Source organism: Streptomyces sp. MB09-01 (genome assembly GCF_033794505.1).
Classification (GTDB): domain Bacteria; phylum Actinomycetota; class Actinomycetes; order Streptomycetales; family Streptomycetaceae; genus Streptomyces.
On sequence record NZ_JARAYQ010000018.1, the window covers coordinates 1 to 19,448 of the forward strand.

Consider the following 19,448-nt stretch of genomic DNA (forward strand, 5'->3'; position numbering starts at 1 on the left):
CGGGCCGGGTCCGTACTCAGTGAACTCGCGCGTATCGAGCGCGATGCGATGAAGGCACTCACCATGCTCTAGGGACCGTCCAGCGAATCGACGGCTGAACAGGCGACCGGTCCGACCCGGGGCGCCGAGCAGGGTGCCCGCACTTCGCTACTGGACAGCGTTATGTTGGAGGCCAGGGCGCCGAGAGGCCCCTTCCCGCGGTGTCCCGCATCTCAATTCATTACGTCGCGCCCGCCCGAGTGATGCGCAAGCTCGGCGTGTGGTTGCGGCCGGTGGACTTCCGCGGTCCAGTCCAGCCCCCGGTGGTCGTTCAGCGGCAAAGCCCCCGCCTCATCGCGCCCACTCCACGCCGAGGTGGGCGAGTGCCCGGATGTACGGGAGCGGTGTTTGTGATCGGCGGCCAGTTGGCTGATGTGGGTTTTTCATTTTGGGCCGTACAGCGGGGTGGTGCGTGGAGTCGTCCGTCGTTGGATGGAGCGGTAGTGATCGTTGCGGTGTGAGCTGCACGCTTGTCAGGTGCTGGGCTTGGTGATCAGTTGTGATCAGGTCTCCTGCGCGCTGGTCTCTTTGGCTGATTGTGGATATGCGGCGTCCGTCGTAGCGCCCAGCCCGCCCGAGCGTGCCCTCTCAGTTGATTCAGTCGAACAGACCGAGGTCTGCCAGCTGTTTCCGCTGCTCCTGCGGGAGTGCCGCTTGCCGGCTGCGCATGTTGCTGCGCCATACCCCAAGCCGTACTTCTACGTCCTTTCCGTCGTGGCGCACGACTTCCACGTGCGAGCGGGGAATCTGCGCCGCCGTTCCTTCCTGCGCGGTGTACTGCGCGAGGGCTTCTCAGCGCGTGGGTGATGTGCTTGAGACCTCACATTGGAGAGGCATCTGTCCCGCCGTCCACGCCCGATGTCTTCATGAATGCGGCCAGCCGTTCGTACGCCGTGCCTGTTTCCTTCGGCTTGCCCCAAGGCTCGGGATGGAGGTACGTGCCACGCTCGTCCTCGGGCTTCTCCTCTTCGACTGTGAAGGGGTTTGCCCGCACGTAGGGGTCCTGCCGTACGCCGGTCACCTGCCAGGACACCTTCGCCTCGGGTCTGTCAGTGGCGATGACGAAGCGGTTGTCCTGCACCTCTTTTGAGATGACCGCTTGGGCGAATCCACCGATAACAGTGAGCTGATACCGGAAGTCTTTGTTCAGTGCTTGAAAGTACTCGGGCAGCTCTACGACGGCTGACGCCTCATGGTCCGTCACAACGGTGCCGCTGTAGACGTTGAGCTGATCCGGCGACTCGACGCAGGCATGCTGCAGGTAGCGGTTCTCGGGATCCAGAGGGTGGTCGATGCGGAACGCCTTGGTGCCTGCGACGACGAGGTCGCCCCAAACGACGACGCTGCCGCTGAACCACCCGGCAAGGGCATTTTCGTGCCCAGCCATGCCGAGCACGCCCACCGCGCGCCGGCGCCAGTGCCAATCCTCGGTCTCGGCGTCAGGTTCGCCGTAGGCGATTCCGGCGACGGCGATGCCGCCTCTGCCCCTCGACACTCCCCTGATGCCCGAATGCCCCGACTCAACCCCGTGAGTCCAGCTGAAGCCGAACACCCCTGTCCTGCCATTCGCGACGATGCCGGAGCCGGCCGCAGTTTCGCTTTGGAACGGACCGTTCTGGACGTGAAGCGTCCCGGCCCTAGCCGTGGAGGTCAGCACAGTCTTGTCCAGTTCGGCATCATTGCTTTGGCCGAACTGCATCGAACCTGTAGTCATACGGGAGCCTTCATTCGTCTTTTTGGCCTGTCCCCATGCAACACCCCCGCAAGCGATCGCCAGATGATCTCCCGCATTTGGGGGTGGTGTGTCGCTCCGTCGAAGGGGAGGGTGCAGTCCTCCCAGTACGCCACGAGGTCTTCCTCGGTCACCGACAGCAGATCGACCGGCGCTCCCGGTGATGGGTGTCGCAGATTCTTCACCGGCTCGGCGACGGGGTTGTCTCCGTGGGTGGTCGCGGGCGGCGACCTCGATGCCGAGTTCCACATCGGCCTCACCGTCCCCGGAGCCTCGTTCGCCTGGGACACCAGCGGCAACCACGCCCCCACCCGCCTTCGCGGGTCTGACCCGACCACCGGCGTGTGGGCGGTCGTCGACTATGACGGCCGCACCGCGGCCGACTTCGCCGTCACGCAGGCCGGACCTCGATGGCTGTGGGACGAGATCACCGCCTCATACCAGCGGTGGGAGGAGCTCGGCCGACCCAGCATCGACAGGTACGGCCTGACCGTGACATCAGGTGGCACCGCGACGTGGGTGGACTCTCCCGCGATCACGATGGCCACCCGCTGATCACGGAGCCCGCCGAATGCCTCCCCGCAGGTGCAGGAGCAGCTGAGCTTTTGTCCCGCCTTCTGCCTGCTACGGCGTTTCGTGTCCCTTGAGGGCCAGGAGTCGGCCCGCCGCGGGGCAAGGCGATCGGCGGCGCGAGGGTGTCCGACCCCACGATGCTCGCCATGGCCCTGCACCTGCGGGACGCTGAGAAGCTGAGCCTGCGGGACATCGCCCCCCGGCTCGTCATCACCAGGAGCAAGAAGAAGGGGCAGCACCCCAGTCCCGCGACCGTCCTGCGGATGCTCCGGGACCACGACGACCAGATGGCCGCCGATGCCGAGATGCAGACGCAGAACGACCACGCCGTAGGCCTCGGTGGCGTACCGGTACTGCATCCCGCGATCGTGCCACGCCCCCACCGCCGGACCCCGCCGCCGACACCAGGGCCTACGGGTGACACCGGAGGCGGTGTTGAACGCGTTCAACACCTCTGACAGTATGGCTTCCGGTGAACCTGCCGAGCAGCGGAGTCGGATCCGCCTGCCCTCGCGACGGGTCGCCACGAGACCGGAGGTGGGCACGACATGGGCCTGATCCTGCTACTCCTCGCCCTGATAGTCGCCCTCGCCGTCGCCCTTGTGGCCCTGGCCGTGATCCTCACGGCGAGCGCGGGCCTGGGCCTCGCGACCGCCGCGGTGAGCCGCAGGCTGCCGCTCTGGGCCAGGATCACGCTGCTGCTGACCCTTGCCGCCGCTCCGGCGGCGGCGCTGGTGAGCACCCTGGACGTCGCGGCCGTCTGGCAGCTGGCCGCTTGGGCGCTGCCGTTCCTCACGACGGTCGCCTCAGGAGCCGCCTGGCTCGCCTTCGAAGCCTACAGGCGCCGCGCGCCCAGGCTCCCGAAGCCGGCATGGCCGGTCCGCCACGTACCGGCCGCCGGTCGCTGAGCACGCACCACTCACCCGCGGTCGTACACGGGGTCCAGCCGAGATACGCGCCAAAGGGGCAATGAGTTGATCGCCCGAGGGTGAGACGCCACCCCACCAGAACCGCCTTGCCCAAGGTCATCACGGCGACGATTACCCCGGCCAGTTGTGTGCGACATCCCGTGAGTTCCACTGATCCCCGGAGAGAGTCCAGCCTGCTGGCCAGGGGGTTCACCCCTCCCTCCGTGGCTCGGGTCCCAGTGAAGGAAGTTCATGATTCATGAAGCAATCTCAGCTTTAACGATGGTTCCACTTTCTGGGTGAAGCTGAGGGGGCTCGGGTTGGCGCTGGCCGCTGTACGGGATCTGCGCGACTTCAGGGCACCGGCTTCGACTGAGCAACCGGAGGCGTTCGAGACGGATGTGCTCTCCGGCTTCGTGCTGGCGCGGGCCTCGGCAGGGCTGGCAGCCGGCACCATCCGCGGGGACGTCGGCAACCTGGAGCAGATCCGCACGTGGTTCGGCCGACCGCCATGGGACATGGAGCCCGCCGACGCCGACGCCGACGCCGACGCCTACTTCGGGCGGGTCCTGCGCGGCTCGCCTTCCTCGACCGGTAGCGGCAGTTGCTGCGCTCCCCGCGTACGACCTGACCGAGGGAGCACGGCCGGGCCACTCCCTCCGCCAGTAAGCTGAGCATCGCCGAACTGATCAAGCACGCCGCGCGCTGCGAGCGTGGCTGGACGGCCCTCGTCCTGCGGCGCTCCGGCGCCCTGCAGCGGGCGGCCGACGAGTCGGACGACGACGAGTTCCGGCCCGCGCCCGGCGAGACCCTGGCCGGGCTGCTGGCCGACTGCGAGCTGGCGACCGGGGAGACCGACGAGGCCGTCGCCGGCATCGCCGACCTCGGCCAGGGCGTTCCCGTCCCCCGGGGGTGTGCCGTGGTTCCCCGCCGACGTCGAGGAGTGGTCGGTGCGGTGGGTGCTGCTGCACCTGATCGAGGAGACCGCACGCCACGGCGGCCACGCCGACATCATCCGCGAGAGCCTGGACGGCGCCACCCTCTACCCGCTGATGGCCGCCGCCGAGCCGTGGCCCGACCCGTGGTTCGAGCCCGGGGAGCCCGCCGCGCCCGCCGGCTGAGGGCTACGGGCCGTCAGAAGTCGTGCTCCATCGGCCGGATATGGTCGAGGCGCTCTTGCGGACCGGTCCTACGCTGGAGGCATGGCCAACGATCCCTTGCTGAGACAAGGTCCCGACTCGACGGATCTTGTCCTGCGCGCCGGCCCGGCCGGGCCGGCGTGGAACGCGCTGACCTCGGCGGGGCCGGCGCTGTTCACTCCGCTCGCCCTGGGCGTGCCGACCCTGCTCGTCGCCTTCTGGATGGCGCTGGCCGGGGCGCGGGCGTCGACCGTGTTCGTGGTGGTGGGGGTGATCGCCGGGCTGGAGTACCTGATCGGCTGGCCGGCGCTGGCCTTTTCCCGGGCCCGGGACATCCTGCGGGTGGAGTTCGCGCCGGCCGGGGTGCCCGCGTCCCTGCGGTTGGTCCGGGCCGCCGGGCCGGACGACTGGCTGACCGTCAAGACCCTGCGCGAGGTGCGGCTGACGCACAAGGTGGTGGAGCCGTACCAGGGGGACTACAAGCCGGCCGTCTCCACGCTCGCGCTGGAACTCGTCCTGCGGGGCGTCCGGGAGCGGCTCGCGCTCCCGTTCGGCGGCGACCCGCAGCGGCTCGCCGACGCGCTGGAGGCCCTGCTCGGCCCGGCTGGGGTCGTGGTGGAGCTGCGCACCGAGCGCAGCACGCGCGATCGGCCGCAGCCCAACTCCGGCTGGACCTCCGGCGGTTCGGCCTCGGCCGGCTCGGGTGGCGGCTGACCCCGGGCTACCCGTGGCGCTCCCCGGCCGGGGAGCGCCCGTCGATGCAGCCGGCGGCAGGCGGTGCGGGGCAGCCTGCCGCTACTTGGGCGCGTTGAGCCGCCGGGTCGGCTCGGCCGCAGCCGGGTCCTCCGGCCACGGGTGGCGGGGTAGCGGCCGCGGAGCTCGGCCCGCAGGGCGCGGTAGCCTCGCGCCAGAACGACGCGAGGCCTGCCGGTGACGGCGGGCGGGTGCCCAGCCGGGGAGAGCAGGTGGACGGTCAGCGGGGCCCGCCCGTCCGCCAGCGCGGGGGCGGCAGACCAGCCGAACAACTCCTGGAGTTTCACCGCGAGTACGGGCCGCTTGCCGCTGTAGTCGACCCGGACCCGAGCCCGGCCATGGGGACCAGCGGGACAGTCAGTATCGGTGAGAACGATCATGATCGGTGGTGGCGGTCCGTCAATGCCCTCGCTCGGGTCGTGAGGCTCCGATCTTTTCCATCGACGAGAAGACCGCGATTCGTTACGCGGCCTCCGCACGGCAACTCATGGAACAGTCAGCCGAAGCCGATACCGTGGCTTCACCACGAACCCACGGGTCCACCCCCTCGCAGCACGGCGACGAACCCCCGGGTTCCCACTGAAGACCCTTCAGTTTCCTCGAACCCACGGGCATCCCGGCCCTGTCCTCCCGAAGCTGCCACGAAGTGACAAGTAGCTCTCTGTAGCAAATCCGGGGTGGGCTTGTCCGGGTTTTCGATCTTTCCGGATTCTTGAGGAGCCGCTCGGCGACGTTGGTCCGGTCACGAAGACCGGAGGGAGCGCGGAGTGCGGCAGGAGTGGGAGCCGGAGGACTTGATCGAGGTCTGGACGCTGTTCGGAGGAGGACCAGGAGCGGCTTCGGAGCAAGTCGGGGGCGGCGAACCGGCTGGGTTTCGCGCTCTTGCCGAAGTTCTTCGGCTTCCGAAGAACTGCCGAGGAACACGGAACGGACCGGGGCGCCCCATACGTTGAGCAGGGCGGGGCCACACCGTGCGCACCCGACGAGCACCGAAGCGATGGGGGACGCGTGCCGCAACGGAGCCGCTCCGCGCGCCTGGCCGCGTCCGCGCTGACCCTCGTCGTCACCGTCCTCGCGCTGTTCGTCCCGGTGGCCGGGGCGCAGGGCATGCTCATGCCCGCCGACAGGCCGCTCGCCCACCACACGGTGGCGGGGCACGCCGGACAAGGGGCAGGACCGGACGACGTCCCGGCGCGGCATGTCGCGGTCACGCACCGACCTGACGCCCACATCCCGGGCCCGCAGCCTGCGGGCCCCGCGCGTACGGCCGTCGACACGGCCCCGTGCCGCGCCCTGGGCGGGCCCGACACGGGCCCCGCCACCGCACTCGCGCCGCCGCGCAGGCCGGCCGAGTCCGCCGCCCCGCGCGGCCCGCCCCACCGATGAGCACGCAGACCGTCATCGACGCCTGACCCTTCTGACCCGGCGCACACCGCGCGGGGCCGGTCACGCGTCCCTCCGTCCTGCCCTCATCGTGGAGTACGCATGTTTCGCGCACCCTTGTCCCGCCCACCCTTGTGGAGGGCGATCGTCGCGCTGGCGGCCGTCGCGCTGTCCCTCTATATCGCCCTCACCCAATCCGCCCGCCTCGGCCTCGATCTGCGCGGCGGCACCCAGATCGTCCTGGAGACCCGGGACTCACCCACCGTCAAGGCCGACGCCGCATCCACCGACCGCGCTCTGGAGGTCCTCAGGCAGCGCGTCGACGCCCTCGGCGTCTCCGAACCCGGCATCGCCCGCTCCGGCGAGAAACGGATCATCGTCGAACTGCCCGGAGTGCAGGACCCACGCAAGGCCGCCGAGGTCATCGGCCGCACCGCACAGCTCACGGTCCACCCGGTGACGGGGGCGACGGCCGACAAGGGCTCCGCGAACCCCGAGGCCGACGGATCGCGCACCCTGCCCGACCCGGACCAGCCGGGCAACCACCTGAAGCTGGGCCCCACCGCCCTCACCGGCGAGGGGGTCAAGGACGCCGAGGCGGTCCTGGACCAGCAGTCGCTGGGCGGCTGGATGGTCTCCCTCGACTTCCGCAAGGGCGCGGGCGACACCTGGGCGAAGATCACCTCGGACGCGGCCTGCGCGCCTCAGGGCGCTCCGGAACGCCGCGTCGTCATCACCCTCGACAACAAGATCATCTCGGCGCCCGGCGTCACCGCGGACGTGGTGTGCGGGACCGGTATCACCGGCGGCTCCACGCAGATCAGCGGCGACTTCGGCCGGGCCGAGGCGCGCGACCTGGCGGCGCTCGTGAAGGGCGGCGCGCTGCCGGTGCCCCTCGACGTCGTGGAGCAGCGCACGGTCGGCCCGACGCTCGGCGCCGACGCAATCGAGGCGAGCACCAAGGCCGCGCTCATCGGCATCGCCCTGACCGCACTGTTCATCACCGTCGTCTACCGGCTCCTTGGCGCGCTCGCCGCCTTGGCCCTCGCGCTGTACGGCCTCATCTCGTACGCCGCTCTGGTGGCGCTCGGCGCGACGCTCACGCTGCCGGGGCTCGCCGGGTTCGTCCTGGCGATCGGCATGGCGGTGGACGCGAACGTCCTGGTCTTCGAACGGGCCAGGGAGGAGTACCTGGGCGTCCGTTCCAAGGACTTGGCGAAGCCGGTGAAGACCGGCTTCGCGAAGGCGTGGAGCGCGGTGATCGACTCGAACGTGACGACGCTGCTCGCCGCGGGATTGCTGTTCTTCTTCGCCACGGGCCCGGTCAAGGGCTTCGGGGTCACCCTGTGCATCGGCGTCCTGGCATCGATGCTCACGGCGCTCGTGATCACCCGCGCGCTCGCGGACTTCGCCGTCGCCCGCAGCTTCGTACGCAAGCGCCCCGGTCTGACGGGCATCGCCTCGACGGGCCGAGTCCGCACATGGCTGTCCCGCCGCAACCCGAACCTGGTCCGCCACCGTCGCCGCTGGCTCGGCGCGAGCGCACTCCTGGTGGCGGTGGCCGTCGCAGGAATCTTCATCCGCGGCCTGGACTTCGGCGTGGAGTTCACCGGCGGCCGCCTCGTCGAGTACAGCACCAGCAGGTCCGTCGACGCGGACACGGCCCGGAACGCCGTGTCCGACGCGGGGTTCCCGCGCGCGGTGGTGCAGGAGTCCGGCGACGGCGACATCACCGTACGCACGGAGAAGCTCACCGACGACGAACAGCAGCGCGTCAAGGCGGCCTTGGAGAAGCCCGGCGGAACCGTCACGGTGGAGCGTGACGAACAGATCGGCCCGAGCCTCGGCAGCGAACTGCGCCACAAGGCGCTCCTGGCCCTGGGCATCGCCGTGGCCGCCCAACTGATCTACCTCAGCGTGCGGTTCCGCTGGACCCTGGCGGCAGCGGCAGTCTCTGCGATGGTCCACGACGTCCTCCTCGTGGTGGGCCTGTTCGCCTGGCTGGGCAGGCCGGTGGACAGCGTCTTCCTGGCGGCGCTGCTCACGGTGATCGGCTACTCCGTGAACGACACGGTGGTCGTCTTCGACCGCGTCCGCGAAGCGCGCCGCCGAGACCCCCTTGGCGACCTGGAGAAAACGGCCAACCACGCGGTGGTCCAGACACTCCCGCGCACGGTGAACACGGGCATGGGAGCCCTGTTCATCCTGACCGCATTGGCGGTACTGGGCGGCGACTCGCTGGCGGACTTCTCCGTGGCGCTGATCGCGGGCGTCCTGGTCGGCATCGCCTCGACCATCTTCACCGCGGTCCCGATCGCGATCGCCCTGGAACACCGCAACCCAACACCCCCACCGGCACGGGACCGCCGCGCCGCGAAGGAAGTCCCTGACGGGTACAGCCCGCTGGAGGCGCGGGGAAAGAAGGAGAGGGGGACGGGGGCGGTCGTCTGAGCCCGCAAGGACGGCCCTTAGGACGAGGGTAGCCTCCATCACACGCCGACCGGGCCTCCACGGAGCTCCGACAACCGCGGCCACGCTCCGTGGAGGCCCGGTCGGGACAGGGCCTGCTGAGCGCGCACTCACCCCGTCTGAGCGCGCCGTTCCTGCACCCGCTGCGTCTGACGCTGCCGCCCGGATGGCGCCGGGCGGCCCAGAAGCTGGGCTGCGTCCTCACCTTCGCGGGCGACGACCTGGGGCTGTCGCCGAATGCCGCCGCGGGCCGGTCGGACAACCTGATGGAAACCGCGTCCGCCGCCGTCGAGCGCGCGGGTCTGGCAGTGGGAACGGCTCCAGTCAGAGAGAGGTGACAGCGGCCTCCTGGGCGACGTCCTGCGCATCGGGTACAGGACCGGGCACCATGGACGCGGCCGGCGCGAGGTCGAGGTGGGAGTTCATGTCCAGCTCGAACCGGCCGTAGGGGTTCACGTGGGTCCAGAACAGCGGGGACAGGGCCCGCCGGTCGGCGTCGGTGAGCCGCTTCTGCCACTTCTCCTCGCTCAGGATGTCCTGGAGGAGCAGGGTGTTGACGTGCACCAGAGCTTGTCCGTGGGAAGGGTGGTCCAGTCGAGTGGGTACTCGGCCATGCCCCGCCAGCCGCATGAGCAGCTGCCTCGCAGGAGTGCGGCGCGGGGCCGGCCGTGTCGGCCGTCGTAGGCGTGCCACTCGGTCGATGACGGCACGCACGGCCCGCTGCCCACGTCGAAGTAGACCGGGCCCGGCTCGCTGCCGTCGGCCAGCAGCACCCCCACCGACCCCTCGTGCGCGGCCCCCAACGCCTTCAGCACCCTGTCCACGACGACCAGCCCCTCCCCGCAGCATGCGACCGGGCGGCCCACCGGCCGCTCCACGATGTCCAGGCTGCCCCGCTCGAGTCGCCCACGTACCGGGATCCACCGAAAGCGGTACGGCGAAGTGTTACTCGGGGGGAGGCCGTCTACATCATCGAGGGCCTGCTGAAGAACTCCTCCGAGGTGAAGCCGACCACGGTGCACGCGGACACCCAAGGCCAGTTCCAGCCGGTGTTCGCGCTCGCGCACCTGCTGGGCTTTGATCTGATGCCCAGGATCAGGAACTGGAAGGGCATGACCTTTTACCGGCCGAGCAAGCAGACCGAGTACGTGCACATCGACGCGCTGTTCGGCGAGGCCGGGAAGAACGTCATCGACTGGGACCTGATCGAGTCCCAGTTCCGGCACCTGATGAAGGTGGCGGTCTCCGTGAGGGAGGGTGCGATCTCCTCCTCCACGCTGCTCAAGCGGCTGCGCTCGGGCTCCAAGAAGAACGCCACCTACGCCGCGTTCCGCGAGGTCAGCCGCGTGATCCGCACCGTGCAGCTGCTGCGTTACCTCTCCGATCCGGCGCTTCGCCGGCGGGTGACCGCGGCGACGAACAAGACGGAGTCGTTCAACCGGTTCTCGCAGTGGGTCGGCTTCGGCAACCGCGGGGTCATCGCGGACAACGACCCCGTCGAGCAGGAGAAGGCGATGAAGTTCAATGCTCTGCTCACGAACGCGGTCATTTTTCATAACGCCCTGGACGTCGCCGAGATCGTCCGTCAGCTGCTGGAGGAGGGGTGGGAGAATCATCCAGAGGACCTGGCTCACATCTCGCCGTACCTGACCGAGCACATCAACCGGTTCGGCGAGTACTCCACGCATGAGCTCGGCATCCAGCCCGAGGCGTACGAGACGAAGCTCGATGTGGACTTCACCCCACTGCGCGAGCAGGGCCCGGCCACGGCCGGCTTCGGACAGGCCGCCTGACCCGGCCCAGCTGGTTTCGGCGTCACATCGACGTCACCGGTCCCCGGCAGAACCACTCCTGCGGCGTACACCTCTGTCCCGCGGGCGTCGTTGGGCGCGGTATGACGGCGTCGTGGGACGAAGGCGGTGCGGGCGTACCGCTCTGGGCCGAGCAGATCCGCAGCGCGCTGAGGAGACGGGTCGAGGGAGACATCGCCCGGCGCCTGGGTATGCCGCCGGCGGAGTACGGACCGCCGCTGTCGGTGGACCTGGCCGCGCGTTTCCATTGGGCCGCCCGTAGCCTGCGGCCATGACTGAGATACTCACGCCGACCCCCGATGAAGCCTTCGAGATGCTGCTGGCCGGCAACCAGCGGTTCGTCACCGGCTCGCCGGAGCACCCCAACCAGGACGCCGCACGCCGCACCGAGACCGCACCGGCCCAGAGCCCTTTCGCGGTGATGTTCGGATGCTCCGACTCCCGGCTGGCCGCCGAGATCATCTTCGACCGGGGACTGGGTGATCTGTTCGTGGTCCGCACGGCCGGGCACGTGGTCGGTTCCGAGGTGCTGGGCAGCATCGAGTACGGGGTGAGCGTGCTGGACAGCCCGCTGGTCGTGGTTTTGGGCCATGACTCGTGCGGGGCCATCGCGGCGGCCTGCGCCGCCGCCGACGGCGGCAGGGTGCCGGCCGGCTTCGTCCGTGACGTCGTCGAGCGGGTGACCCCCAGCGTGCTGGCGGCCCGCGCCGCCGGACGCGGCCAGGCCGAGGAGATCCTCCACGAGCACATCCGGCACACCGTCGACCTGCTGCTGGAGCGCTCCCGCGTCCTGGCCGAGAGGGTGGCCGCCGGCCGCCTTGCCGTGGTGGGTCTGTCCTACCGGCTGGCCGACGGCAGTGCGCAGCTGGTCGCCTCCCACGGCCTGAGCAGGGCTGCCGCCTCCGCACGGTAAAAAACCGCTGCGGGCCTGCCCGCCTGTCGTACGGGTGGGCCCGCGCGCTGGGGGGACGAGTCAGACCGCGGTGCGCGGGCACGGAGCGGGCTGGGACGAGCTGGCCGCTGCCCGTGGGCGCTTTCGCGGAATCCGGCATTTCGTGCATGCATGCCACGAGCGAGCCCCTCGCCGCCCTCGGTCCGGGGTTGCAGCCTCGATCCCGTCACCACGTCCGGCCAGCCGGGCTGTGGACGAGAGAGCAGCCAGGAGCGGGACAGCCACCCGGTTTTCGCCCGCACAAAGTGAGGGGGCTTCCCCCGCGTGAGCGGGGGAGCAGTAGCGGTGCCGGACGATGCGCTGGCTCCGGTTGAGGCTGCCGGGCACAGCGCCGCCGAGCTACGGCGTCTGAGGCCGCCGCCCTGCGTCGGGCTCGAGACCAAAGCCCAGCGAGCTACTCCGAGGCGTCGGCGGCCGTGCGGTGAAGAACGTGCTTGTCCAGGACGATGGTGTTGCTGCTTCGGACGCTGCCGTGGAGGTCCGAGAGGTTGCCGTCGAGGTGAATGGTCCTTCCCTCCGTGCGGTAGGTACCCGTGTTGACGCCGATCTTGAACACGGGGCAATTGTCTAGGTTGCAGATCACGTTGTTGATCTGCTCGAAACGGCCGTCCGCGGTGAAGGTCAGCTTCTGGATGTAGAGGGTGATTCCCGGGCGGTCTTTGTCGACGGACTCGGCCCACTGCCCCGTCAGCAGGGCCTGGTGCGCGGCCGGGGCGTCTGCCCCCGCCACCTGGGCGGCGGCAGAGCCACTGGTGGCCGTCATGGCGGCCAGGAGCAGCAGTGCGGTGCCCAATGCTGACTGCATCGTCGTCTTCATCTGCGCGCTCATCCCTTGTTCGTCGGTCCCTGGTCCGTAGAAGACGCAGCAGGGTCGGCTTGCGTGCCTGGGGGTGACAGCCCCTCGCTTCGGCGCATGCCGCTGGACAGTCTCCGTGGTGAGTGCTGTCGGCGTTGGCGGGCCCGACCGTATCCGTTCAGATGCCGACCTCGTTCCCCCTCGACAGGGACCGCGTCTCGTTTCGGTTGCTTCGCGGACGCAGTGAACACTCCACACCAACCAAAGGGGACGGAGGTACCGGGCCACTTCCGCTATCCGGCATGGGGCACACCGGCGGACACTGATTGGCTGAGAGTCACCACGCTCATCACATCGGCAGTCACGCTACCCGTGGGGGTCATTCCCGCGCGCGCGGGGATGAACCCGCCTTCTGGACGGTGCCGCCGCCGACGGTCGACTGCTCCCCGCGCATGCGGGGATGACGCCCGCGCACCGCGAGGCGCCTCTACCCGAGGCCGCGGCGCCGCTCGAACGGCATTTGATGGAAGGCCCGTTCGACGCGGGCCTTCCCGCGGCGTCAGTCCTCGTCGATCCCGGTGTGCCCGAGTCCGTCGTCCAGGGTGATGCGGATGGTCTCCCCGGAGCCGGTGGCGCCGGCGAGTTCGGCGGCGATCCGGTTGTAGGCGGTGGTGGCCAGTGCCCAGTCGGCTTCCAGGGCGGTGGCGGTGGTCCGGGTGTTCCAGAGTTCGATCAGCACGGCGATGAGGGAGCGCCCTGAGAGGGCGGCCTGGATGCGGCCCTCCTTGACGTCCTCCACGGCGGGCGGGGTACGGAAGTGGCCGTGGTCGACGGCCAGTGCGGAGAGGAACTCCCAGGTGTCGCGGTGCAGGACGAGTTCGGCAGAGGCGACGCCGGCGGCCTTCAGCAGCAGGACGCCGTGTGCGACCTTCGGGTCCTCGGGCTGCGATCCGGGCGTCTGTTCGGAGGCGGTGGGTGCAGGTGCGGTCCTGGTGCCCGTGCCGCGGTAGGCGGCCTCGATGGCGGCTTTCAGACCGTCCTCCGCCACCTCGTTGCCGGTCGCCTTCCGTAGATCCGGGCCCTGGGTGTGCTTCATGTTCTCCCCCTGGTCCTCACGTTCGCGCGTGGTCTGCCACGTGGGCGGTTCGGTGATGTCTTCGTCGAAGTTCTGACCGGCCTCCACTGCACCGGGCTGCGGTGGGCCTGATTGCTGCGGGGCGGCGGTCGGGGCTGTAGCGAAGCCGCGCAGGAGGTCGGCGAGCTCGCGGAGCTGCTGTATCGCTTCCCGTGTTTCCTCCCGGCTTTCCTGCAGGTCAGCGATCATTTTGTCCTGGCGGCGTCGCAGCTCCCGGTTCTCTTCGCGTAGCCCGGTGACGCCGTTCTGCACGACTTCCTGGATCTTCATGCGGGCCTGTGAGAGTTCGCCGTGCAGCGCGGGGAGACCCACCGTCGGGTCGTCTATGCGCTCCAGCTGTTTGCGTGCTCCCCTCAGTTCCCCCATCGCTTCATCGAACGCCTGTGTCCACCTCATGTGACTCCTTGACTACGTTCTGTTATGGCCGCTCGTAGCTCCCCATAAGCAGCTCAGCCGACACGGCACTTTCCGGCCCTTCACTGGCTGACGGGCAGCCGAGCGGGCCGGTGTCTGCTGTAGTCGTTGGGCGCAGTTGTCGCGACTCCGGCCTGCACCGATCCCGCACTGCTCGGTTCCGTCCGGGGACGCTCGATCCGTCCCCTCGTTGTGAGGTGGAGAGAGCAGCTAGGGGTTCGCGGGCCCCGACTCCTTCCGGCCGCCGCGCCCCGCTGCCCGGCCAAGCGACCGGGAGGCGGCGCCTCGCGATCCAGGTTCCGTGTGGAGGACTGACTGACAGGCGACGACAGGGCGGTGAGAGGGCAGAATCAATCCGCGGCGGGGAGCGTCGGCGGCTCGCCCTCGCCCTGGATTGCAAGATTCAATGTCTGGCCGCGCTCCTGCTGGCGAGCGAGCCGGCTGATCACGGTATAGCCGAGCACAGGCGCCGCCGGGCCAGGGCTGCTGCCCTGAAACGAGCCGCGCTGGCGAGGCTCGGGGGCACGGTCATAAGCGATTAGGCGGGGGAGACGGTCCTGATCAGCTCATCCCGCGGCTCCGTCTGCCACCGGCCGTCAGCAGGGCCCCGCGCTGGTGGATCGGGTACAGCATCGGCGCGTCCCGCAGGCCCGACCCGTCTCCGTGCCGGCGGGGAACACGCGCACCGACGGGAGGCGGGCTTCTACCCGATTTCTTCGATGACGATCCGGTCGTCGATCTGTTTGTACGCCTCCGCCTGGCGGCTCAGCACAGGAAGCCCGGAGCCGAGCGCGAGGTGCGCGACGTGAGCGGTAGGCAAATCAGCAGCGCGCTCGCGGGCAAGTTGGGCGACAGCCCAGCATCCCGCTTCGTCGAGGGCCCGGAAGACGAAGCACGGCGCCGACAGGGCATCCTGCAACATCTGCGCCACCTCCGCCTGCACGACGGAGGTGAGTCCCTCAGCGAAGGCAACCGCCGGCACGTACAGAGGCTGGACCTGCTCGACGGAACGGAAGACGCGCGCAGCCATATAGATGTCGCCGTGCGCGAGGGCCGAGATCGCGGTGTGGTCGAGGATGTAGCCGGTACTCACGCGGCGCTCTGCTCCCGCTCCGGGCCGGTGAAACCGTGCCGGCGGTCGGCCTCCTCGACAGCAGCCAGGGCCTTCTCCCACTCCCCAGGCTGCTCGTCCCGCGCACGGTCGACGAACCACCTGAGCGCGCGATCGGCACGCTCGGCTTGATCCAGCTTGGCGGACACCGCGTCTTCGATCCACGCGGACACCGAGCTGGCAGGGCTCGCTTGCAACACCTTTTCGATCGCCGCCACCTTGTCGGTGTCGATTGTGATCGTAAGCTTCTTCTTCGCCATACCAACACCATACCGACGCCATACCCGACTGTCAGGCTTTCGCTGCCGTTCCCGGCAGAGCCCCACCATGAAGTCGATCTCGCCATGGCAGAAGCAAGCTCCTCGAGCGATCACGCGTTCGCGGGGGTGAACCGGACCCGCAGGACGAGATCATGGCGCAGGGACGGTGCTCCCCGCCGACGCGAGGATGGTCCGGTGCGGGTCATGCCCGACATGAAGGGCTGCAGGAGGTGACAGCAACACCGCCCAATACGGAGCCGTTATGGTTCATGCGTGGACTACAACCTCGCACCGCACCGACAGGCAAACAGACTGCAAAGCGCCTAGAACGCCGCAGGTCACGAAGTGTGCTCCCCGCCAACGCGGGGGTGTTCCGAATATGAAGGCTGCGCCGTTGAGGGCGCTGGTGTGGTCCCCGCCGACGCGGGGGTGTTCCGCTGGTAAAGCCGCAGAGGTGATTCGGTCACCGCGATCGACTCCCGCATCGGACAACGCGGTCTCCTACCGCCTGTACGCGGCCCGCCGCCCTGAACGTGTGCCGAGCCGTTCCCGCACCAGTCCGCCGCCTCTGCCGAAACTGCGCGCTGGGGGTCGGCGTGATCGTGCACGGTCCCGACGGTGTCCTGCTCGGGCAGCACTGCCGCGGCACCTGGGAGGTCCCGGGCGGAACCGTGGAGCCGGGCGAGAGTTTCGCCGAGGCCGCGGTCCGGGAACTCCGCGAGGACACGGGCCTGGTGGCCGAGCCGGACGACGTGCTGGAGCTCGGCACGCTCCTGGACCGGGTGGGGAGTGTCCGCCCCGCTCTGCTGCGACGGCCGTGCCAGCCTCTCGGATCGCGGCACGGGAACTTGCGTGGGCGGGTAGGGTCGGTTCAGCTCGTGCCGGCATGGGTGTGCGGGTTAGGCCCGGTGCCCAGAGCGCTCTGGGGGCAGTACCACTGGGCCGCCCCGAACTTATGCGCAAGGGCGACCAGCTGCTGGACGTGACCAGCCGGGAAGGCCCGCGCCACCATGCCGCCGGGGATGCGCGCGATGACCTGCACCTACGACCGCAGCCAGACGCTGGTGTGCACGCACGGTTTCGCGGTCGTGGCCGTGGATGCGGCCGCCGGCACGCTGCTGTGGGCACTCAAGGACGGTGAGGGGGACCGCAAGCCCCCGACCGTGACCGCGGTGTGGCACGGGCGGGTCTACGGCCGAGGCGTGGGCGGTCCCGTCGTTCTCGACGCACGGACGGGTACGGACATGCCGACCAAGCCCGAAGCTGCGCCGCTCCTCGTCAACTCCTTCGCCGGGATGGTGCTGAACGACAACCGGCTTTCGAGCTACCCGGCCGGCGGCTGAACCGTCCCTCCCGTTGGTTCCCATGCGCTCGGCTGCCACGAACCGCTGCCCACGTCGAAGTAGACCGGGCCCGGCCCACCGGCTGGGCCGCAACGTCCAGGCTGCCCCGGCCGGGCCGCCCACGCACCGGGATCCACCGAAAGCGGTACGGGCGAGGACGTCCCGTTCAGTTGAGCTACGTCCTACGAACGGGCGTCCCCGTGCCCCGCTCGCTTCTCCTCGCGCTCCAGGTGGACGAGGTTGTGCCGGGTGGTGAGGGTGTCGGGTGGTCGGGGCCGAGCACGCGGACGGAGTCCTCAAGCAGCGTGGAGAGTGCGGTGGCGGCTCCGGCCGGATCCCCGGCCTTCCCCTGGTAGTAGGCGAGGTTGTGCCGGGTGGCGAGGGTTTCAGGGTGGTACGGGCCCAGCAAGTGGAGGTAGTCCTGGAGCAGGGTGCCGTACGCGGCGGCGGCTCCGGCCAGGTCCCCGGCCTCCCCCTGGTAATAGGCGAGGTTGTGGCGGGTGGTGAGGGTGTCGGGGTGGTCGGGGCCCAGCACTCTGACCCGGTCCTCGAGCAGGGTGCCGAACGAAGCGGTCGCTCCAGCTGGGTCCCCGGCCCGTCCCTGCCAGCTGGCGAGGTTGTGCCGGGCGGTCAAGGTGCTGGGGTGGTCGGGACCGAGGTGGTGAGCCGTGGTGCTGGTGAGGTGGCGGAAGTGTTCGACGGCGGCGTCCACTTGGCCGGCCCGTCCGAGGCTTTTGACCGACGCAAAACAGCACGGTGTGGGCGTCGGGGCGGTGCAGGGAATCCCCGGTGAACTTGGTCAGGGCGGTGGTGTTGGCGCGCAGGGCGCGTGCGAGGTCGGTGTCGCGTTCGACCTCCGGCCAGGCATCGACCAGGGCGTCGGCGGCGGTCCGTGCGAGCTGGTCGTACTGGTCGGGGGTGAGGGGGTCGAGGATGGCGCGTTGGATGAGCTGGTGGATCCTCTGGCCCACACCGCACACCGCCGCAGCACATGCAGATCGGAGGTCGGTCGCCGCGGGGGCCGAGGCACAGGCGGTTGTCGGTGAGATCGAGCATGGTCGTCAGGCGGCCGGGCCGTGGCCGGTCTGGAGTTTGTTCACCCACCGCGCTCGGGCACGCTGCCGCACCGGCGGCGGAGCCGGACCTGGCCGGGTGGGCGGGTCTGGTAACGGCACCAGTCGATCAGGCGGGGGCTGGATGCCCAGCCGCCTTGCCGGTGGCGTCGCGTCGCATGGCTGGTGGCCAGGTCCGCCATGCGGGGCGTGAAGGTGACGTCGAGTTCGTCGACTGGGTGGAGCAGGCCCCGCTCGCAGGTTTCCGCCAGCCAGACCGTGCAGTGGGCGGGGTAGGCGGGGTTGGCCCCGATCTCGCCCTTGGGGAGGAATCCGTTGAACGGGGCCCGGATCTGGTGGTGGTTCCAGTAGTTCCAGGCCCGAAGGGCCTTGGCCTGCTCGAAGACGAGGTAGAGCAGCGGATAGCGTTGAAGGATGCGCATCTCGCGGAAGAGTGTCTGCCCGAGCAGGGACGGCGCTACCCGGGCAAGGGTGTCGAAGTCCTGGTCGCGGAAGGTGAAGGTGGTCGCGTCCTGGCCGGGGTCGAGGATCAGTGCGGTGAGCAGATGGGAGAAGCGGTCTCGGGTGTACTGCGCTGCTCCGGGGGCGAGGGCGGGCTCGATGTCGGCGATCAGGTCGTGCAGGCGCCGGTGCCCGGGGTGGAAGCGGGACAGGCCGAACAGCTTGTCCATGCCGCTGACCGCGGAGAACGCCAGGCGCTTGTAGAGGCGGTTGTTCATCTCACCGGCCTGCGCGAGGGCCTTCGTCTCGGTGCTGGTGGAGTGGAGCATCAGGTACTCCGACAGCACCTCGAAGTACACGTAGCCCAGGAACGGCAGGCCCGGGACGGCAGCGGCGAGCTGGTCTCGCTCCCGAACCAAGGCAGTGTTCCTGACCTACCGGGCCGAAGGATCCCTCCACAACCGCGACGCCTCCGGCCGCCGCCGCCCGCGCCGCTCTCGACACCGCCCTCGAATCCGGGGCCACCCGCTGCATCGACCTCGCCTCCGCACTCATCCGCCGCCTGGACGACCGGACCGAGCAGCCGATGATCGAGCTGCGCGAGTACGCCCGGGAACGACTCGCTGGATGACCTGACCACAGCAACCGGGAGAGCCCGGAACGGATCTGCACGACCAGTTCCCCACGGCACCCTCGGCGAAGTGAGAAAACTTCGCAGGGTACGCCGTGCCCGGGTGGCTGCACCCGGCCCGCAAGGCGGTTGGGCCATCGAGCTCATCGAGATCCCTCATGCGCGAATTTCAAGTTGAGATTGCCCCTCGCTAAGAGCTCGGTGAAACACTGCGGGCCAGTACTTGCGGGCTGGATAGCGCCTCAAACTTGAAGCCCAATCAGGTGTGTCCCATCACGACCGCACTGCGCTGCCAGGCGGCCCGGTACCGCCCCGAGGCCGACACGATCCGTACGGCCCGCAACGCGCATGCCTGCTGGCCCCTGCTCCGCAAGGAGTCCCCGCAGAGGGCCGCCGACCTCGCGGGCCGGCTGGCCGACATGCTCGCCAACCTCGGCGAGGAGGGCTTGCGCCCGTGATGTCCTCGCGCAGGCCGCAACGGCTGT

The 19,448-nt window shown here is 69.6% G+C and carries 21 protein-coding genes and 3 pseudogenes; 13 read left to right on the forward strand and 11 right to left on the reverse strand.

Annotated elements, in window-relative coordinates:
* Positions 1 to 636: 636 nt before the first annotated feature.
* Positions 637 to 819, reverse strand: a pseudogene (locus PV721_RS43785) (hypothetical protein); the annotation flags it as partial.
* A gap of 40 nt (positions 820 to 859) precedes the next feature.
* Entirely contained in the window at positions 860 to 1,753 is an 894-nt protein-coding gene (locus PV721_RS06200) for a hypothetical protein (RefSeq protein ID WP_319721807.1), read from the reverse strand.
* Positions 1,754 to 1,972: 219 nt separating this feature from the next.
* Between PV721_RS06200 and PV721_RS06205 the strand changes: the two genes are divergently transcribed.
* The 6 genes and pseudogenes from PV721_RS06205 to PV721_RS06225 all read left to right on the forward strand — a co-directional run bounded on the left by PV721_RS06205 (position 1,973) and on the right by PV721_RS06225 (position 5,105).
* The gene (locus PV721_RS06205) at positions 1,973 to 2,326 is read left to right on the forward strand and encodes a hypothetical protein (RefSeq protein ID WP_319721808.1); all 354 of its coding nucleotides are present in this window, start codon (positions 1,973 to 1,975) and stop codon (positions 2,324 to 2,326) included.
* A 140-nt stretch (positions 2,327 to 2,466) separates the two neighbouring features.
* The gene (locus PV721_RS06210; RefSeq protein ID WP_319721809.1) at positions 2,467 to 2,802 is read left to right on the forward strand and encodes a hypothetical protein; all 336 of its coding nucleotides are present in this window, start codon (positions 2,467 to 2,469) and stop codon (positions 2,800 to 2,802) included.
* A gap of 90 nt (positions 2,803 to 2,892) precedes the next feature.
* Positions 2,893 to 3,252 (forward strand): hypothetical protein, encoded by a 360-nt coding sequence (locus PV721_RS06215; RefSeq protein ID WP_319721810.1) that lies wholly within the window; start codon positions 2,893 to 2,895, stop codon positions 3,250 to 3,252.
* A gap of 688 nt (positions 3,253 to 3,940) precedes the next feature.
* A pseudogene (locus PV721_RS43855) lies at positions 3,941 to 4,093 on the forward strand (DUF664 domain-containing protein); the annotation flags it as partial.
* 73 nt (positions 4,094 to 4,166) lie between these two features.
* The gene (locus tag PV721_RS06220; RefSeq protein WP_319721811.1) at positions 4,167 to 4,373 is read left to right on the forward strand and encodes a DUF664 domain-containing protein; all 207 of its coding nucleotides are present in this window, start codon (positions 4,167 to 4,169) and stop codon (positions 4,371 to 4,373) included.
* Positions 4,374 to 4,454: 81 nt separating this feature from the next.
* Entirely contained in the window at positions 4,455 to 5,105 is a 651-nt protein-coding gene (locus PV721_RS06225) for a hypothetical protein (protein WP_319721812.1), read from the forward strand.
* Positions 5,106 to 5,186: 81 nt separating this feature from the next.
* Here PV721_RS06225 and PV721_RS06230 read toward each other — a convergent pair.
* Positions 5,187 to 5,476 (reverse strand): annotated as a pseudogene (locus PV721_RS06230) (ATP-dependent helicase C-terminal domain-containing protein); the annotation flags it as partial.
* A gap of 676 nt (positions 5,477 to 6,152) precedes the next feature.
* On the opposite strand from PV721_RS06230, the gene PV721_RS06235 reads away from it, so the two are divergent.
* Positions 6,153 to 6,530, forward strand: a complete 378-nt coding sequence (locus PV721_RS06235) for a hypothetical protein (RefSeq protein WP_319721813.1) — start codon at positions 6,153 to 6,155, stop codon at positions 6,528 to 6,530.
* A 99-nt stretch (positions 6,531 to 6,629) separates the two neighbouring features.
* On the forward strand, positions 6,630 to 8,978 hold the full coding sequence (gene secD, locus PV721_RS06240) for a protein translocase subunit SecD (RefSeq protein ID WP_319721814.1): 2,349 nt from the start codon (positions 6,630 to 6,632) through the stop codon (positions 8,976 to 8,978).
* A 342-nt stretch (positions 8,979 to 9,320) separates the two neighbouring features.
* Here secD and PV721_RS06245 read toward each other — a convergent pair whose 3' ends face one another.
* Positions 9,321 to 9,560, reverse strand: coding sequence for a Tn3 family transposase (locus tag PV721_RS06245; RefSeq protein ID WP_319721815.1), 240 nt, complete (start codon positions 9,558 to 9,560; stop codon positions 9,321 to 9,323).
* Positions 9,524 to 9,874, reverse strand: coding sequence for a hypothetical protein (locus PV721_RS06250; protein WP_319721861.1), 351 nt, complete (start codon positions 9,872 to 9,874; stop codon positions 9,524 to 9,526). Before PV721_RS06250 ends, PV721_RS06245 begins: the two co-directional genes overlap by 37 nt.
* On the opposite strand from PV721_RS06250, the gene PV721_RS06255 reads away from it, so the two are divergent.
* Together PV721_RS06255 and PV721_RS06260 are read left to right on the forward strand one after the other, a co-directional pair.
* Positions 9,785 to 10,789, forward strand: coding sequence for a Tn3 family transposase (locus tag PV721_RS06255; protein WP_319721816.1), 1,005 nt, complete (start codon positions 9,785 to 9,787; stop codon positions 10,787 to 10,789). The genes PV721_RS06250 and PV721_RS06255 overlap by 90 nt on opposite strands.
* Positions 10,790 to 11,078: 289 nt before the next feature.
* A complete protein-coding gene (locus tag PV721_RS06260; protein ID WP_319721817.1) occupies positions 11,079 to 11,720 on the forward strand; it encodes a carbonic anhydrase in 642 nt (213 codons plus the stop codon).
* Positions 11,721 to 12,153: 433 nt separating this feature from the next.
* On the opposite strand, the gene PV721_RS06265 is transcribed toward PV721_RS06260, so the two are convergent.
* The 4 genes from PV721_RS06265 to PV721_RS06280 all read right to left on the reverse strand — a co-directional run bounded on the left by PV721_RS06265 (position 12,154) and on the right by PV721_RS06280 (position 15,475).
* Positions 12,154 to 12,588 (reverse strand): hypothetical protein, encoded by a 435-nt coding sequence (locus PV721_RS06265; protein WP_319721818.1) that lies wholly within the window; start codon positions 12,586 to 12,588, stop codon positions 12,154 to 12,156.
* A gap of 526 nt (positions 12,589 to 13,114) precedes the next feature.
* Positions 13,115 to 14,086 (reverse strand): hypothetical protein, encoded by a 972-nt coding sequence (locus PV721_RS06270; RefSeq protein ID WP_319721819.1) that lies wholly within the window; start codon positions 14,084 to 14,086, stop codon positions 13,115 to 13,117.
* A gap of 721 nt (positions 14,087 to 14,807) precedes the next feature.
* A complete protein-coding gene (locus PV721_RS06275; protein ID WP_319721820.1) occupies positions 14,808 to 15,197 on the reverse strand; it encodes a hypothetical protein in 390 nt (129 codons plus the stop codon).
* Complete coding sequence (locus PV721_RS06280; protein ID WP_319721821.1) at positions 15,194 to 15,475, reverse strand: hypothetical protein; 282 nt, start codon at positions 15,473 to 15,475, stop codon at positions 15,194 to 15,196. The genes PV721_RS06275 and PV721_RS06280 overlap by 4 nt, the downstream gene beginning before the upstream one ends.
* Before the next feature lie 602 nt (positions 15,476 to 16,077).
* Here PV721_RS06280 and PV721_RS06285 point away from each other — a divergent pair.
* The gene (locus PV721_RS06285; protein WP_319721858.1) at positions 16,078 to 16,461 is read left to right on the forward strand and encodes an NUDIX domain-containing protein; all 384 of its coding nucleotides are present in this window, start codon (positions 16,078 to 16,080) and stop codon (positions 16,459 to 16,461) included.
* Positions 16,462 to 16,497: 36 nt separating this feature from the next.
* Entirely contained in the window at positions 16,498 to 16,818 is a 321-nt protein-coding gene (locus PV721_RS06290) for a hypothetical protein (protein WP_319721822.1), read from the forward strand.
* Between the two features lie 175 nt (positions 16,819 to 16,993).
* On the opposite strand, the gene PV721_RS06295 is transcribed toward PV721_RS06290, so the two are convergent.
* Together PV721_RS06295 and PV721_RS06300 are read right to left on the reverse strand one after the other, a co-directional pair.
* The gene (locus PV721_RS06295) at positions 16,994 to 17,530 is read right to left on the reverse strand and encodes a tetratricopeptide repeat protein (RefSeq protein ID WP_319721823.1); all 537 of its coding nucleotides are present in this window, start codon (positions 17,528 to 17,530) and stop codon (positions 16,994 to 16,996) included.
* Between the two features lie 384 nt (positions 17,531 to 17,914).
* Positions 17,915 to 18,751 carry a hypothetical protein gene (locus tag PV721_RS06300; protein ID WP_319721824.1) on the reverse strand — a complete coding sequence of 279 codons (837 nt, stop codon included), beginning with the start codon at positions 18,749 to 18,751 and terminating at the stop codon, positions 17,915 to 17,917.
* 460 nt (positions 18,752 to 19,211) lie between these two features.
* On the opposite strand from PV721_RS06300, the gene PV721_RS06305 reads away from it, so the two are divergent.
* Positions 19,212 to 19,421, forward strand: coding sequence for a hypothetical protein (locus tag PV721_RS06305; RefSeq protein ID WP_319721825.1), 210 nt, complete (start codon positions 19,212 to 19,214; stop codon positions 19,419 to 19,421).
* The last annotated feature ends 27 nt before the right edge of the window (positions 19,422 to 19,448 follow it).